This window comes from Priestia sp. RMT2NF4 (assembly GCF_047872835.1).
GTDB lineage: Bacteria > Bacillota > Bacilli > Bacillales > Bacillaceae_H > Priestia > Priestia zanthoxyli.
In genome coordinates this window covers 608954-622443 of the sequence record NZ_JBLQZO010000002.1, presented here as the reverse complement: position 1 = coordinate 622443, position 13490 = coordinate 608954, and the positions used below count along the sequence as shown (strand labels likewise).

General features: G+C 38.9%; 15 protein-coding genes and 1 other annotated feature. All 15 genes read left to right on the top strand.

Annotated features, from left to right (window positions below; genetic code table 11):
- Positions 1-3: 3 nt before the first annotated feature.
- The 15 genes from ftsZ to ACMX9J_RS12255 all read left to right on the top strand — a co-directional run bounded on the left by ftsZ (position 4) and on the right by ACMX9J_RS12255 (position 13428).
- On the top strand, positions 4-1161 hold the full coding sequence (gene ftsZ / locus ACMX9J_RS12325; RefSeq protein WP_013058955.1) for a cell division protein FtsZ: 1158 nt from the start codon (positions 4-6) through the stop codon (positions 1159-1161).
- A 276-nt stretch (positions 1162-1437) separates the two neighbouring features.
- The gene (gene spoIIGA / locus ACMX9J_RS12320) at positions 1438-2361 is read left to right on the top strand and encodes a sigma-E processing peptidase SpoIIGA (RefSeq protein ID WP_014458377.1); all 924 of its coding nucleotides are present in this window, start codon (positions 1438-1440) and stop codon (positions 2359-2361) included.
- Positions 2362-2391: 30 nt separating this feature from the next.
- Positions 2392-3111: an RNA polymerase sporulation sigma factor SigE gene (gene sigE, locus ACMX9J_RS12315; RefSeq protein WP_013058953.1), complete on the top strand. Its 720-nt coding sequence runs from the start codon at positions 2392-2394 to the stop codon at positions 3109-3111.
- Positions 3112-3259: 148 nt separating this feature from the next.
- Complete coding sequence (sigG, locus tag ACMX9J_RS12310; RefSeq protein WP_013058952.1) at positions 3260-4039, top strand: RNA polymerase sporulation sigma factor SigG; 780 nt, start codon at positions 3260-3262, stop codon at positions 4037-4039.
- A gap of 345 nt (positions 4040-4384) precedes the next feature.
- The gene (locus tag ACMX9J_RS12305) at positions 4385-4639 is read left to right on the top strand and encodes a YlmC/YmxH family sporulation protein (RefSeq protein WP_013058951.1); all 255 of its coding nucleotides are present in this window, start codon (positions 4385-4387) and stop codon (positions 4637-4639) included.
- A gap of 74 nt (positions 4640-4713) precedes the next feature.
- Positions 4714-5535 carry a peptidoglycan editing factor PgeF gene (gene pgeF, locus ACMX9J_RS12300; protein WP_028411472.1) on the top strand — a complete coding sequence of 274 codons (822 nt, stop codon included), beginning with the start codon at positions 4714-4716 and terminating at the stop codon, positions 5533-5535.
- Between the two features lie 7 nt (positions 5536-5542).
- On the top strand, positions 5543-6226 hold the full coding sequence (locus ACMX9J_RS12295; RefSeq protein ID WP_028411471.1) for a YggS family pyridoxal phosphate-dependent enzyme: 684 nt from the start codon (positions 5543-5545) through the stop codon (positions 6224-6226).
- Between the two features lie 16 nt (positions 6227-6242).
- A complete protein-coding gene (locus tag ACMX9J_RS12290) occupies positions 6243-6707 on the top strand; it encodes a cell division protein SepF (protein ID WP_028411470.1) in 465 nt (154 codons plus the stop codon).
- Between the two features lie 3 nt (positions 6708-6710).
- On the top strand, positions 6711-6980 hold the full coding sequence (locus ACMX9J_RS12285; RefSeq protein ID WP_028411469.1) for a YggT family protein: 270 nt from the start codon (positions 6711-6713) through the stop codon (positions 6978-6980).
- 51 nt (positions 6981-7031) lie between these two features.
- Positions 7032-7805: an RNA-binding protein gene (locus tag ACMX9J_RS12280; RefSeq protein ID WP_013058946.1), complete on the top strand. Its 774-nt coding sequence runs from the start codon at positions 7032-7034 to the stop codon at positions 7803-7805.
- An 84-nt stretch (positions 7806-7889) separates the two neighbouring features.
- Positions 7890-8384: a DivIVA domain-containing protein gene (locus ACMX9J_RS12275; RefSeq protein WP_013058945.1), complete on the top strand. Its 495-nt coding sequence runs from the start codon at positions 7890-7892 to the stop codon at positions 8382-8384.
- Between the two features lie 69 nt (positions 8385-8453).
- Positions 8454-8674: a binding site (T-box leader), on the top strand.
- Positions 8675-8745: 71 nt separating this feature from the next.
- Positions 8746-11511: an isoleucine--tRNA ligase gene (ileS, locus tag ACMX9J_RS12270; protein ID WP_416225823.1), complete on the top strand. Its 2766-nt coding sequence runs from the start codon at positions 8746-8748 to the stop codon at positions 11509-11511.
- A gap of 170 nt (positions 11512-11681) precedes the next feature.
- On the top strand, positions 11682-11969 hold the full coding sequence (locus tag ACMX9J_RS12265) for a conjugal transfer protein TraR (RefSeq protein WP_028411468.1): 288 nt from the start codon (positions 11682-11684) through the stop codon (positions 11967-11969).
- Between the two features lie 80 nt (positions 11970-12049).
- The gene (lspA, locus tag ACMX9J_RS12260; RefSeq protein WP_013084844.1) at positions 12050-12517 is read left to right on the top strand and encodes a signal peptidase II; all 468 of its coding nucleotides are present in this window, start codon (positions 12050-12052) and stop codon (positions 12515-12517) included.
- Complete coding sequence (locus ACMX9J_RS12255) at positions 12514-13428, top strand: RluA family pseudouridine synthase (RefSeq protein WP_013058941.1); 915 nt, start codon at positions 12514-12516, stop codon at positions 13426-13428. Before lspA ends, ACMX9J_RS12255 begins: the two co-directional genes overlap by 4 nt.
- Positions 13429-13490: the final 62 nt, after the last annotated feature.

Below are 13490 nucleotides of genomic sequence, written 5' to 3'. Positions count from 1 at the left end.
ATCATGTTGGAGTTTGATACAAGTGTAGACCAATTAGCGACGATTAAAGTAATCGGTGTCGGAGGCGGCGGTAACAACGCGGTTAACCGAATGATTGAACATGGCGTCCAAGGTGTAGAATTTATTGCAGTTAATACAGATGCACAGGCATTAAATTTATCAAAAGCTGAAACAAAAATGCAAATTGGCGCTAAATTAACAAGAGGATTAGGTGCAGGTGCTAATCCGGAAGTTGGTAAAAAAGCAGCTGAAGAAAGTAAGGAACAAATCCAAGAAGCACTAAAAGGTGCAGACATGGTTTTCGTAACAGCTGGTATGGGTGGAGGAACTGGAACTGGTGCAGCTCCAGTCATTGCCCAAATTGCTCGTGAGCTAGGAGCACTAACGGTAGGTGTTGTTACTCGTCCGTTTACGTTTGAAGGCCGTAAGCGTTCTACTCAAGCGGCAGGCGGTATTGCGTCAATGAAAGAAGCAGTGGATACGCTGATTGTTATTCCAAATGATCGCTTATTAGAAATCGTTGATAAAAACACGCCAATGCTAGAAGCGTTCCGTGAAGCGGATAACGTATTACGACAAGGTGTGCAAGGTATTTCAGATTTAATCGCAGTTCCTGGATTAATTAACTTAGACTTCGCTGACGTGAAAACAATTATGTCTAACAAAGGATCTGCACTTATGGGTATCGGTATTGCGACTGGTGAAAACCGCGCTGCTGAAGCAGCTAAAAAAGCTATTTCAAGTCCACTTCTTGAAACATCTATCGATGGAGCTCAAGGTGTGTTAATGAATATCACAGGCGGTACAAACCTAAGTCTTTACGAAGTACAAGAAGCTGCAGATATCGTTGCTTCGGCTTCTGACCAAGAAGTGAACATGATCTTTGGATCTGTTATTAACGAAAACCTAAAAGACGAGATTGTTGTTACAGTTATTGCAACTGGCTTTAGTGACCAAGATTTATCACAGCCAAAACCAGGTCGCCCTTCGTTATCGGCGAATCGCATGCAGCAATCGACACAGCAACCGGCTCCACAGCCGAAGCGTGAAGTAAAGCGTGAAGAACCTGTACAGCAAGAATATACGCGTCCATCTCAGCCACAGTCTGAAGATGCGCTAGATATTCCAACATTCTTACGAAACCGTAATCGTAGACGCTAAGAAAATAAAAAGCCAAGACCTCTGTTTTATACAGAGGTCTTTTTTTATGCAATGAATCTAGAAAACTCAAAAAGAGTATAAAAAACATTCGACATGGTCAATATGACGCCTTCAAAGGGTTTGTGTTTTCTTTCTAAAAATGGTGTGACAAATATCGAATGATTTCCTCAAAAATACTGCTTGTTTCTCGGCATGAACTGACAGACTTTCTAATAGGATGTACTATATACTAATTTTTAACAGAAAAATTCAGAAAGAATGGAGAGGTTATAAACATTGCCAATCTATTTAGATTTAATATGGATGCTGAATTTTGGGTTAGATACGATCCTACTAATGTTATGTGCTGTTGTACTTAAACGGAATTACAAGTGGTGGCGGCTTTTGCTTGGCGGCTTTATCGGTTCATTGATTGTCCTTCTTATGTTTACACCTTTTTCTCATCTTATGGTTCATCCTGCTATTAAAATTTTATTCTCGTTTTTTATGGTATTGATGGCGTTTGGTTATAAACGACTGCGCTTTTTCTTTGAGAATTTATTAACGTTTTATTTTGCAACCTTTGTTGTGGGTGGAGGGTTAATGGGCGTTCACTTTTTATTTCAAGATCAGTTCCTTGTTCTTAATCAAATGGTTGATACGAAATCTCCACAGTTTGGTGATCCTATTAGCTGGATATTTGTTCTTATTGGTTTTCCGCTATTATCTTATTTTTCAAAAGCACGAGTTGATGATTTGCGAATGAAAAATATTACATTTGATCAGCTGGTAGATGTAGAAGTTATTTTAAACGAACAGACGCTGTCGATGAAAGGACTTATTGATAGTGGGAATCAGCTTGTAGATCCGCTGACGAAAACCCCGGTTATGATTGTTACAGCAGATTCTTTAAAAGAAATATTGCCTGAAGGCTTAATGGAATTAAGCAAAAATGTCCAATCCTTTTCACACAGCGAAGATATTGATCAAGAGTGGTATTCAAAAGTCCGCTTTGTCCCTTATCGAAGCGTAGGCCAAGCCAATCAGCTGCTGCTTGCTCTAAAGCCAGATATGGTAAGGCTGGTACATCAGTCCAACACGATTGAAGTCACTAAAGTATTAGTAGGTATTAGTCATACAACGCTTTCAGTGGAGAAGCAATATGAATGTATTGTTCATCCGAAGCTTATCGTTATTGGAGAAGTAAGTTCCGCATCGTAAAAGGTGTGAACAAATAAAGGAGGATACACAATGGCTACATATCGAATTCGATTTCAATTATGGTGGTACAAATTATTAATTAAACTTAAGCTAAAAACAGATGAAGTGTACTATATAGGAGGAAGTGAAGCTCTTCCACCACCTTTAACAAAAGATGAAGAAGAAGTGCTCTTGAAGAAACTTCCATCAGGAGATGAAGCAGCACGTTCACTGTTGATTGAGCGTAATTTGCGACTTGTTGTTTATATTGCCCGCAAGTTTGAAAATACGGGAATCAATATTGAGGATTTAATTAGCATCGGCACCATCGGTTTAATTAAAGCAGTAAACACGTTTAATCCTGAAAAGAAAATTAAGCTAGCGACGTACGCCTCTCGCTGTATTGAAAATGAAATTTTAATGTATTTGCGCCGCAACAATAAAATTCGATCTGAAGTTTCATTTGATGAGCCGTTAAATATTGATTGGGATGGAAACGAACTGTTATTGTCTGACGTGATGGGAACCGAAGAAGATATCATCACAAAAGACCTAGAAGCGAATGTAGATCGAAAACTTTTGCTGAAAGCACTGCACCAATTAAATGATCGTGAAAAGCAAATTATGGAGCTGCGCTTTGGGCTAGCCGGCGGAGAAGAAAAAACGCAAAAAGATGTAGCCGATATGCTAGGCATTTCTCAGTCTTATATTTCAAGGCTCGAAAAACGAATTATTAAACGGCTGCGAAAAGAATTTAATAAAATGGTTTAAGTAAAAAAGCTGATTGTATAAGGGCTGAGAAGCATCTTATACAATCAGCTTTTTTAGCGTGGAATTGTCAGAATTGTAAAAGTGCATATTTTTTCCTCCTGAGGAGATACTGAATTCAGAACATCATCTCCTGTTAGGAGGGAAAGAGTTGACAAGAAATAAAGTAGAAATTTGTGGAGTAGATACTTCGAAACTTCCCGTATTAAAAAATGAAGAAATGCGAAAGTTGTTTAAACAAATGCAGGCTGGAGATGGAACAGCAAGAGAAAAGCTAGTAAGCGGAAATTTACGTCTCGTACTCAGCGTGATTCAACGTTTTAACAATCGTGGAGAATTTGTTGATGACTTATTTCAGGTTGGGTGTATTGGATTAATGAAATCCATTGACAATTTTGATTTAAGTCAAAACGTGAAGTTTTCTACATATGCTGTCCCAATGATTATAGGGGAAATTCGCCGCTATTTACGTGACAATAATCCAATCCGTGTTTCTCGTTCCCTTCGTGATATTGCTTATAAAGCTCTTCAAGTTCGTGAAAGGCTTATGAGTGAAACATCCAAGGAACCTACAGCTGAGGAAATTTCAAAAGTCCTAGAAGTACCGCATGAAGAAATTGTGTTTGCTTTAGATGCTATCCAAGATCCGGTTTCTTTATTTGAACCTATTTACAATGATGGCGGAGACCCAATCTATGTGATGGATCAGCTAAGCGATGAACGCAACCGTGATTCAACTTGGATTGAAGAAATTGCTTTGCAAGAAGGTATGAGAAGATTGAACGAGCGAGAAAAACTAATTTTACGAAAGCGCTTCTTCCAAGGTAAAACACAGATGGAAGTTGCTGAAGAAATTGGTATTTCTCAAGCGCAGGTTTCTCGTTTAGAAAAAGCTGCTATTAAACAGATGAATAAAAATATTCAAAGTTAACAAAAGCTCTCTAAACTGGCAGCTGCTCTTGTTCATACAATCAATACCATTCACTTTATTTGATGTTCAACTTAATAAGCATCGTGTCTATAAAAACAGACGCGATGCTTATTTTGTATGTATCAATGAATACATAACCAAAAGATATTCATGTTAGATTTCCTATTGCTATGTGGACTTCTCGCTGCTTGTTGAGAATGTCTCTTGATGAAAAACTGTGTAATTAGTGAACAAAATGCTTATAGAAAGAGAATGGCAGAGAAAAAATAAGCTTTTCCTTCATGAAATGAAAATTTGAAAATATATATAGGCTAAGGAATAAAGTTGGCTATAGGAGGAGAGAGCATGTTAAAGATTTCAGAGTTTCAGCTGAAAGATGTAGTGAATGTAGCTGATGGCAAAAAACTTGGAAATGTAGGGGATATTGATATTGACTTAACAACGGGAAAAATACAGGCCGTCATTATCGGAGGCTCTCGTGTATTGGGCTTCTTTGGAAAAGATGATGAAATTGTGATTCCGTGGAAAAATATTGTGAAAATTGGTTCCGATGTCATTTTAGTACGTTATAAAGACGCATTTCAGCCTGAAGAGAATTAGTTTTTTGTCAACAGCACCTAGTAATCTGTGGTACAATATGTGAGAACAAATGAAACAAGGGATGTGTCACATACATGAATCCTGAGCCATTAAAAAAAAGCCATCACGAGTCGTTTATGTGGCTGAGCCCTTGGGTAGAAAAGAATGATATGCTTGTTGCTGGTTTCACCACAAAAAATGGTGGCGTGAGTAAACCTCCATTTGCTTCTTTTAACCTAGGGCTTCACGTAAACGATAACGTAGAAGATGTTATTACAAATAGAAAAATTTTAGCAGCCGAACTAGACATGTCTTTTGAAAGCTTTGTATGTGCTGAACAAGTACATGAAGCAACTGTTCAAAAAGTAACAAAAGCCGACTGTGCAAAAGGACTCTACAAGTATGAAGAGGGCATAAAAGCAGCGGATGGCATTTATACAAATGAATCTGATATTTTGTTAGCTTTATGTTATGCAGATTGTGTTCCGCTGTACTTCTATGCGCCTGATCACCATTTAGTTGGTCTTGCTCATGCTGGGTGGAAGGGAACAGTAAAAGATATTGCAGGAAATATGATTCGACGTTGGGTAGAGCAAGAAAATGTTCCGGTTGAAGATATTTACGTGGCGATTGGCCCTTCGATTGAAGATTGCTGTTATGTTGTCGATAACCGCGTCATTACACAAGTAAACGAAGTAGTTGGCCAAAATGGATATCAAGAAGTAAGCCCTGGACAATACGCGCTTAATTTAAAAAAAGTCAATAAGCTGCTGATTCAAAACGCAGGCGTATTGCCGGAACGAATTTTAACATCGTCGTATTGTACAAGCTGTGAAGATGACCTGTTCTTCTCACATCGCCGCGACCAAGGGAAAACAGGACGCATGTTTAACTTCATAGGCTTTAAGGAGGAGTAATTACATAGTGACAGCTAGCGTAAGTGAAAATCTAGAAGCAGTTCAACAAACAATTGCTGAAGCATGTAAAAAAGTTAATCGAAATCGAGAAGATGTAGAGCTGATTGCTGTAACAAAATACGTTTCCACAAAACGAGCAGCAGAAGCAGTGGATGCAGGCATTTTACATCTTGGAGAAAACAGGGATGAAGGTCTTCTAGAAAAGTATGAATCAATCGGTGAGAAAGCGACCTGGCATTTTATCGGAAGCTTACAAACAAGAAAAGTAAAAAATGTGATTGATAAAGTTGACTATATTCATTCACTAGACCGATTATCTTTAGCAAAAGAAATTGATAAACGTGCAGGACATCGTATAAAATGTTTTGTACAAGTTAATGTTGCCGAAGAACAATCAAAGCATGGCCTTGCTGTAGAAGAGGTAATTCCATTTATTCAATCTCTTGAAACATTTACAAATATCCAAGTAGTTGGATTAATGACCATGGCTCCTCACACAGATGACGAGTCCTTGCTTCGCAGCTGTTTTCAAGGTCTAAAGAAATTGCAGGATCGTATACAAGAACTAAACCTCCCGTATGCACCTTGTACGGAGCTATCAATGGGAATGTCAAACGATTATGCAATTGCAATTGAAGAAGGAGCAACATTCATTCGACTAGGAACCACGCTAGTTGGGAATGAACGTTAAGGAGGTGTAATTCAAGATGAGTATGAAAAATCGCTTTAGAAGTTTTTTTGCTCTTGATGACGATACTGAATATGTAGAAGAACATTACGAACAAGAAGAGTCGGTAGAAGAGCCTGTACAGCAGTCGAGACCAGTGAAAGCTAGTCAGCAGCCGAATCAGCAGCAAAACGTGATTAGCTTACAAAGCGTTCAAAAATCATCAAAAATGATGCTTTGCGAACCTCGCGTCTATGCCGAAGCACAAGAAATTACGGATCATTTAAAAAATCGTAAAGTCGTAGTTGTTAATTTACAGCGCATTCAACGAGATCAAGCAGTGAGAATTGTCGACTTTTTAAGTGGTACAGTTTATGCTTTAGGCGGGGACATTCAAAAAATTGGAACCGACATCTTTTTATGTACACCTGATAATGTAGACGTAAGCGGAAGCATTTCAGATATGATGGGAGAACACGATACAACAAACGTAAAGAGGTGGTAGTTTTTGGACATCGTTTTTGGGATTCTCGCAAAATTGATTGGGCTTTACTCATGGGCACTGATTATTTACATTTTGATGTCTTGGGTACCCGATGTAAGGGCCTCTAAGTTTGGTCAGCTGCTTGGCAGTATTTGCGAGCCTTACTTAGAGCCTTTTCGTAAAATCATTCCGCCTATTGGCATGATTGATATTTCACCTCTTGTTGCAATCTTTTTACTACGATTTGCGGAAAGAGGCGTGTATTCACTTAATAATGTGATGGGGTTTATTTAAAAAAGGAATCGCTGGATTCCTTTTTTACATACCAATAGTAGGAGTAATAATATGTCTATTTATGAACATTTTAGGCAAGAAGAACATGGATTTATTGACCAGGTTCTTCAGTGGAAAGAAGATGTCCTACATCAATACAGCCCAAAATTAACGGATTTTTTAGATCCAAGAGAGCAGCAGATTGTGACAGCTATTGTTGGGACTGAAGGAGAGGTTCAAGTTTCATTTGATGGTGGACAACCGTTTGCTGAACGCAAGCGTGCGCTGCTATATCCGGATTACTATGTGCCTGAAAGCGAAGATTTTCAGTTGCATATGTACGAATTGAATTATCCTAAAAAGTTTGTGACGATTGAACATCCTCAAGTTCTTGGTTCGGCGATGTCCTTAGGACTGCGCCGTTCAAAATTTGGCGATATTTTGGTCGCGGGAGACGATATTCAGCTTGTAGCCGCAGAGGAAATTTCTTCTTATATTGAGATGAATTTAACATCAATTGGAAAAGCCAAAGTTTCACTTTCTTCTATTCAAAGAGAGCAGCTGCATGTGGTAAAAGAAGAGCTGATTGAACACGTTTATACAGTTTCTTCAATGAGGCTTGATGTTTTGCTGTCGACCATTCACAATTTATCAAGACAAAAAGTCCAGCCGTTTATTGCAAATGGAGCGGTAAAAGTAAATTTTAAAGTCATTGAACAGCCTTCTTTTGAATGTCATGAAGGTGATATTTTGTCGCTTCGTGGCCACGGCAGAAGTCGTATCGTTTCACTTGAAGGCAAAACCAAAAAAGAAAAATGGCGAATTGTTGTAGGGAAGCAGAAATAAAGAAATCTACTAGCAGGAAATTTTAAAAATATGTCGAATAAACCATTACTAATGATGTAATGAGACAACACGGAGGTGGCCTAGATGCCTTTAACCCCTTTGGATATTCATAACAAAGAGTTTAATCGCGGGTTTCGCGGATATGATGAAGATGAAGTAAATGAGTTTCTTGACCAAGTAATTAAAGACTATGAGCTGGTAATGCGTGATAAAAAGGAGTTAGAAGGAAGAGTATCTGAATTAACAGATCGTCTTGGACATTTTACTAACATCGAAGAAACGTTAAATAAATCAATTTTAATTGCTCAAGAAGCAGCGGAAGATGTAAAGCGAAACGCTGAAAAAGAAGCGAAGCTCATTATAAAAGAAGCAGAAAAAAATGCGGACCGTATTATTAATGAAGCACTGTCTAAGTCTCGTAAAATTGCGATGGACATTGAGGAGACGAAAAAGCAGTCTAAAGTATTTAGAACTCGTTTCAAAATGTTAATTGAAGCACAGCTTGAAATGTTAAACAGCGATGACTGGGATCAGTTGATGGATTATGAGATGCCAGCGCTAGAAGAAAAAATTGACTAGTCAAGACATCATCTTGACTTCTCACGTTTTGTTGTCATATAATTTGGTAACAGATGAAATTTCATATCAAACAGTACGGAGACAGGGACAGTAGCTTTTTTAGTTTGTCAAAGCGAATCGAGGATGGTGCGAGCTCGATAACAAACAAAAAAGTGAAAATCACCCTAGAGTACCATTGCTGAAATGATGATAGTAAGCAGTGGCGGTTTATTCACGTTACGAATGCAAAGAGGATTTGCGTGCAGCAAATCTACTAGGGTGGTACCGCGGGAGGCCTTCTCGTCCCTTTTTGGGATGAGGAGGTCTTTTTGTTATGGTGCAAAAAGATATGAAATTTACGTTTTTTTTTGGAGGGTAAAACATGGAATATAAAGATACATTATTGATGCCAAAAACTGAATTTCCTATGCGTGGAAATTTACCGAACCGCGAGCCTAAAATGCAAGAACAGTGGGCTGAAATGAATATTTATGAAAAAGTACAAAAACGTACGGAAGGCCGTCCGCTATTCGTCCTGCATGATGGACCTCCATATGCCAATGGCGATATTCACATGGGACATGCCTTAAATAAAATTTTAAAAGATTTTATCGTTCGCTATAAGTCGATGTCAGGCTTCTGCGCACCTTATGTGCCAGGCTGGGATACACACGGCTTGCCAATTGAAACGGCTTTAACAAAAAATAAAAAAGTAAACCGCAAAGAAATGACAGTAGCTGAATTCCGTAAGCTTTGCGAACAGTATGCTTGGGAACAAGTAAACGGCCAGCGTGAGCAGTTCAAGCGTTTAGGCGTACGCGGAGATTGGGATAATCCATATGTAACGCTTCAGCCACAGTACGAAGCGCAGCAAATCAAGGTATTTGGCGATATGGCGAAAAAAGGCTATATCTACAAAGGATTAAAACCTGTATACTGGTCCCCTTCAAGTGAATCTGCTTTAGCAGAAGCGGAAATTGAATACTATGACAAGCGTTCAGCTTCTATTTACGTAGCGTTTAATGTGAAAGATGGTAAAGGCGTGCTTGAACAAGATGAAAAATTCATCATTTGGACGACAACACCATGGACAATGCCAGCTAACCAAGGGATTGCTGTCAATCCCGAGCTTCAGTACAGCGTAGTTGAAGCAGATGGAGCAAAATATGTAGTAGCAACTGAACTTATTGAAACAGTTGCTAAAGAAATTGAATGGGCTGACTATAAGACACTTCGTACAGTAAAAGGTTCAGAACTTGAACGCGTGGTAGCTGAACATCCAATCTACAAGCGTGATTCTTTAGTTGTTCTTGGCGATCACGTAACGACTGATGCTGGTACTGGCTGTGTTCATACAGCACCGGGACACGGGGAAGACGACTTTATCGTTGGTCAAAAATATGGTTTGGAAGTTCTTTGTCCAGTTGATAGTAAGGGTCATATGACGAATGAAGCACCAGGATTTGAAGGATTATTCTATGATAAAGCGAATAAGCCGATTACAGACAAACTAGAAGAAGAAGGCGCGCTGTTAAAATTAAGTTTCATTACCCACTCATATCCACATGACTGGCGTACGAAGAAACCAACAATTTTCCGTGCAACAGCACAGTGGTTTGCGTCTATTAAAGATTTCCGTGAAGATTTATTAAAAGCAGTAGAAAAAACAGAATGGGTGCCTACTTGGGGTGAAACGCGACTTTATAACATGGTGCGTGACCGCGGAGACTGGTGTATTTCTCGTCAACGTGCATGGGGCGTTCCGATTCCAGTATTTTATGCTGAAAATGATGAGCCAATCATTACGGACGAGACAATTGAGCACGTATCAAATCTATTTAGAGAACATGGATCAAACGTATGGTTTGAGCGTGAAGCAAAAGACTTGCTTCCAGAAGGCTTTACTCATGAAGGAAGCCCAAATGGCCGTTTCACAAAAGAAACAGACATCATGGACGTATGGTTTGACTCTGGTTCTTCACATCAAGCTGTTCTTGAAGAGCGTGAAGACTTACAGCGTCCGGCTGATTTGTATTTAGAAGGTTCTGACCAATACCGCGGCTGGTTTAATTCAAGTCTTTCTACAAGTGTAGCTGTAACAGGTGAAGCACCTTATAAAGGCGTACTTAGCCACGGATTTGCTTTAGACGGTGAAGGTCGCAAAATGAGTAAGTCATTAGGGAATGTTGTAATTCCAGAAAAAGTAATGAAACAACTAGGTGCGGATATTTTACGTCTATGGGTAGCTTCTGTAGATTACCAAGCGGATGTTCGTGTATCTAATAACATTTTAAAACAAGTAGCAGAAGTATATCGTAAAATCCGCAACACGTTCCGTTTCTTACTAGGAAACCTAGCGGACTTTAATCCAACAACTGACGCTGTAGCCGTTGAAGACCTTCGTGAAGTAGATCGCTACATGCTTGTGAAGCTGAACAAATTAATTGATAAAGTGAAAAAATCTTATGATTCATATGAATTCTCAAGCATTTATCACGCAGTGCATAATTTCTGTACAATTGATATGAGTTCATTCTACTTAGACTTTGCAAAAGATGTATTGTACATTGAAGCAGAAAATAATGTAGAGCGTCGCAGCATTCAAACAGTTCTTTATGAAACGTTATTATCGTTAACGAAATTAGTGTCTCCAATTCTTTCTCATACAGCAGACGAAGTATGGGTTCACATTCCGAACGTAACGGAAGAAAGCGCGCAGCTAGTTGATATGCCAGAGGTTCAAGAAATTGAAGGAGCAGATCAATTAGTAGAGAAATGGGATGCGTTCATGGAGCTTCGCGATGAAGTCTTAAAAGCGCTAGAACAAGCTCGTAATGAAAAAGTAATCGGTAAGTCTTTAGAAGCAAAATTAACGCTGTATCCAACAGCAGATACGAAAGAGCTGTTAGCCTCTATTTCTGAAAATGTAGGTCAACTCTTCATCGTTTCAGATCTTGAAGTAGCAGAAGGTGAAGCGCCTGCTGAAGCACAAAAATTCAGCTATGCTTCAATTGTTGTAAGTAAAGCAGAAGGTGAGAAGTGTGAGCGCTGCTGGGTAGTATCACCAACAGTTGGCGAAGATCAAGATCACCCAACTTTATGTACACGCTGTGCGGATGTTGTGAAAAATCACTACGTTCAGCAGTAATGAACAAAAGCACGTCCTTTTTGGGCGTGTTTTTTGCTGTACGAAATTCCCAAATACAATGGTATAAAGCATTCAAAGCCTTAGGAAAAACTTGTGTTGTAGATTCGATGGAAAACTCGGTAAACCTAACATCATTAATACTTCATCTTATCAGCACAGGAGGCGTTTGCATGTATGAAAATTATCTTTCCATTGGACAGGAATTAGCTCTTATCAAAGAAGAATTACAAGATCGCCTATTGAGATATGCTACAGAACAATCTGGTTATATAGATGAAAAGGAACGTTACGTAATAGAAATGATTAAAGCCGATTTAAAAGATGTAGAACACGCGCTAGCAAAGCTTGACGTTGGTGCGTTTGGAATTGATGAACTAACTGGCGAAGTGATGTCTATTCATAAATTAAAAGTAATGCCGACGGCCCGCACAAACGAAGATTTATTTGTTTTCTGGTGAGAAGCGAGAAAAAAAATGAATTATGTGCTAAAATGCTTTAGTATGGATTCGTTTGATTTTATTGCGGGAGGAAAACGTTTGTGTTTTATTATCTTATCGCTTTAGCTGTTATACTTATTGATCAGGTAACAAAATGGATGATTGTAAAAGAAATGTATTATGGACAAAGCATTACCGTAATTGAAAACTTTCTTTACATTACCTCTCATCGTAACAGAGGAGCCGCGTGGGGTATTCTACAAGGACAGATGTGGTTCTTTTATCTCATTACGGTGGTTGTGGTAGTCGGTTTAATAATTTATATTCAAAAGCTCAAAAAACAAGATAAATGGTTCGGTATTGCGCTAGCATTAATGTTAGGCGGCGCCATTGGAAACTTTATTGATCGAGTGGTCCGTAAAGAAGTAGTTGATTTCGTAAATACATACATCTTTACGTATGATTTTCCGATTTTTAACGTAGCTGATTCGGCACTTGTCGTCGGAGTAATCATCATGTTTATTATGACGCTGTTTGAAGGGAAAATGAAGAAGGAGCACAAAGAATGAATGTAATTGAAACAGTTATAAATGAAGAACAAGCGGGAGAACGTATTGATAAAGTACTTTCGACTGTAAATGCAGAATGGTCACGTTCACAAGTGCAGCAGTGGATCAAAGAAGGTCATGCAAAAGTGAATGATAAAACCGTTAAAGGAAACTATAAATGTAAAACAGGAGACGCTATTATTATTGAAGTGCCGGAACTAGAGGAGCTTGATGTGGTAGCGGAAGAAATGGATTTAGATATTTATTATGAAGATCAAGATGTGCTTGTTGTAAATAAACCTCGCGGCATGGTTGTACATCCAGCTCCAGGTCATCATAGCGGCACGCTTGTAAACGGCTTAATGGCTCACTGTAAAGATTTATCCGGTATTAACGGCGTTATGCGCCCTGGTATCGTTCATCGAATTGATAAAGATACGTCAGGTTTACTTATGGTTGCAAAAAATGATTTAGCTCATGAATCACTAGTTAGTCAGCTTGTAGCTAAAACAGTGACGCGTCGCTATAAAGCTATCGTTCACGGAGTAATTGCGCACGATCACGGTACAATTGATGCGCCAATCGGCCGAGATAAGCAAGATCGTCAAAGCATGACGGTGACTGATGAAAATAGTCGTGATGCAGTGACGCACTTTACTGTATTGCAGCGTTTTAAAGATTTTTCACTAGTCGAATGTAAGCTAGAAACGGGGCGAACACACCAAATTCGCGTTCATATGAAGTATATTGGCTTTCCGCTTGCTGGAGATCCGAAGTACGGACCGAAAAAAACGCTTCCGATTGACGGACAAGCGCTTCATGCAGGTGTATTAGGCTTTATTCACCCTCGTACAAATGAGTATATGGAATTTGAAGCACCGGCTCCAAAAGAGTTTAATGAGATGCTAGAGCTTATTGAAAAAAGAAGTTGACAACTGCCATAAGTGATGGCATACTTGTATTAACTTAATAAGAACCTTTAAGAACAGTCCAG

What these genes read in the sequence shown, in the direction of transcription:
- ACMX9J_RS12265 (WP_028411468.1), top strand. Translation starts at nt 11,682, where the DNA reads ATGTATGAAAATTATCTTTCCATTGGACAGGAATTAGCTCTTATCAAA.
- ACMX9J_RS12275 (WP_013058945.1), top strand. Translation starts at nt 7,890, where the DNA reads ATGCCTTTAACCCCTTTGGATATTCATAACAAAGAGTTTAATCGCGGG.
- ACMX9J_RS12305 (WP_013058951.1), top strand. Translation starts at nt 4,385, where the DNA reads ATGTTAAAGATTTCAGAGTTTCAGCTGAAAGATGTAGTGAATGTAGCT.
- ftsZ (WP_013058955.1), top strand. Translation starts at nt 4, where the DNA reads ATGTTGGAGTTTGATACAAGTGTAGACCAATTAGCGACGATTAAAGTA.
- ileS (WP_416225823.1), top strand. Translation starts at nt 8,746, where the DNA reads ATGGAATATAAAGATACATTATTGATGCCAAAAACTGAATTTCCTATG.
- pgeF (WP_028411472.1), top strand. Translation starts at nt 4,714, where the DNA reads ATGAATCCTGAGCCATTAAAAAAAAGCCATCACGAGTCGTTTATGTGG.
- ACMX9J_RS12290 (WP_028411470.1), top strand. Translation starts at nt 6,243, where the DNA reads ATGAGTATGAAAAATCGCTTTAGAAGTTTTTTTGCTCTTGATGACGAT.
- sigE (WP_013058953.1), top strand. Translation starts at nt 2,392, where the DNA reads ATGGCTACATATCGAATTCGATTTCAATTATGGTGGTACAAATTATTA.
- ACMX9J_RS12255 (WP_013058941.1), top strand. Translation starts at nt 12,514, where the DNA reads ATGAATGTAATTGAAACAGTTATAAATGAAGAACAAGCGGGAGAACGT.
- ACMX9J_RS12280 (WP_013058946.1), top strand. Translation starts at nt 7,032, where the DNA reads ATGTCTATTTATGAACATTTTAGGCAAGAAGAACATGGATTTATTGAC.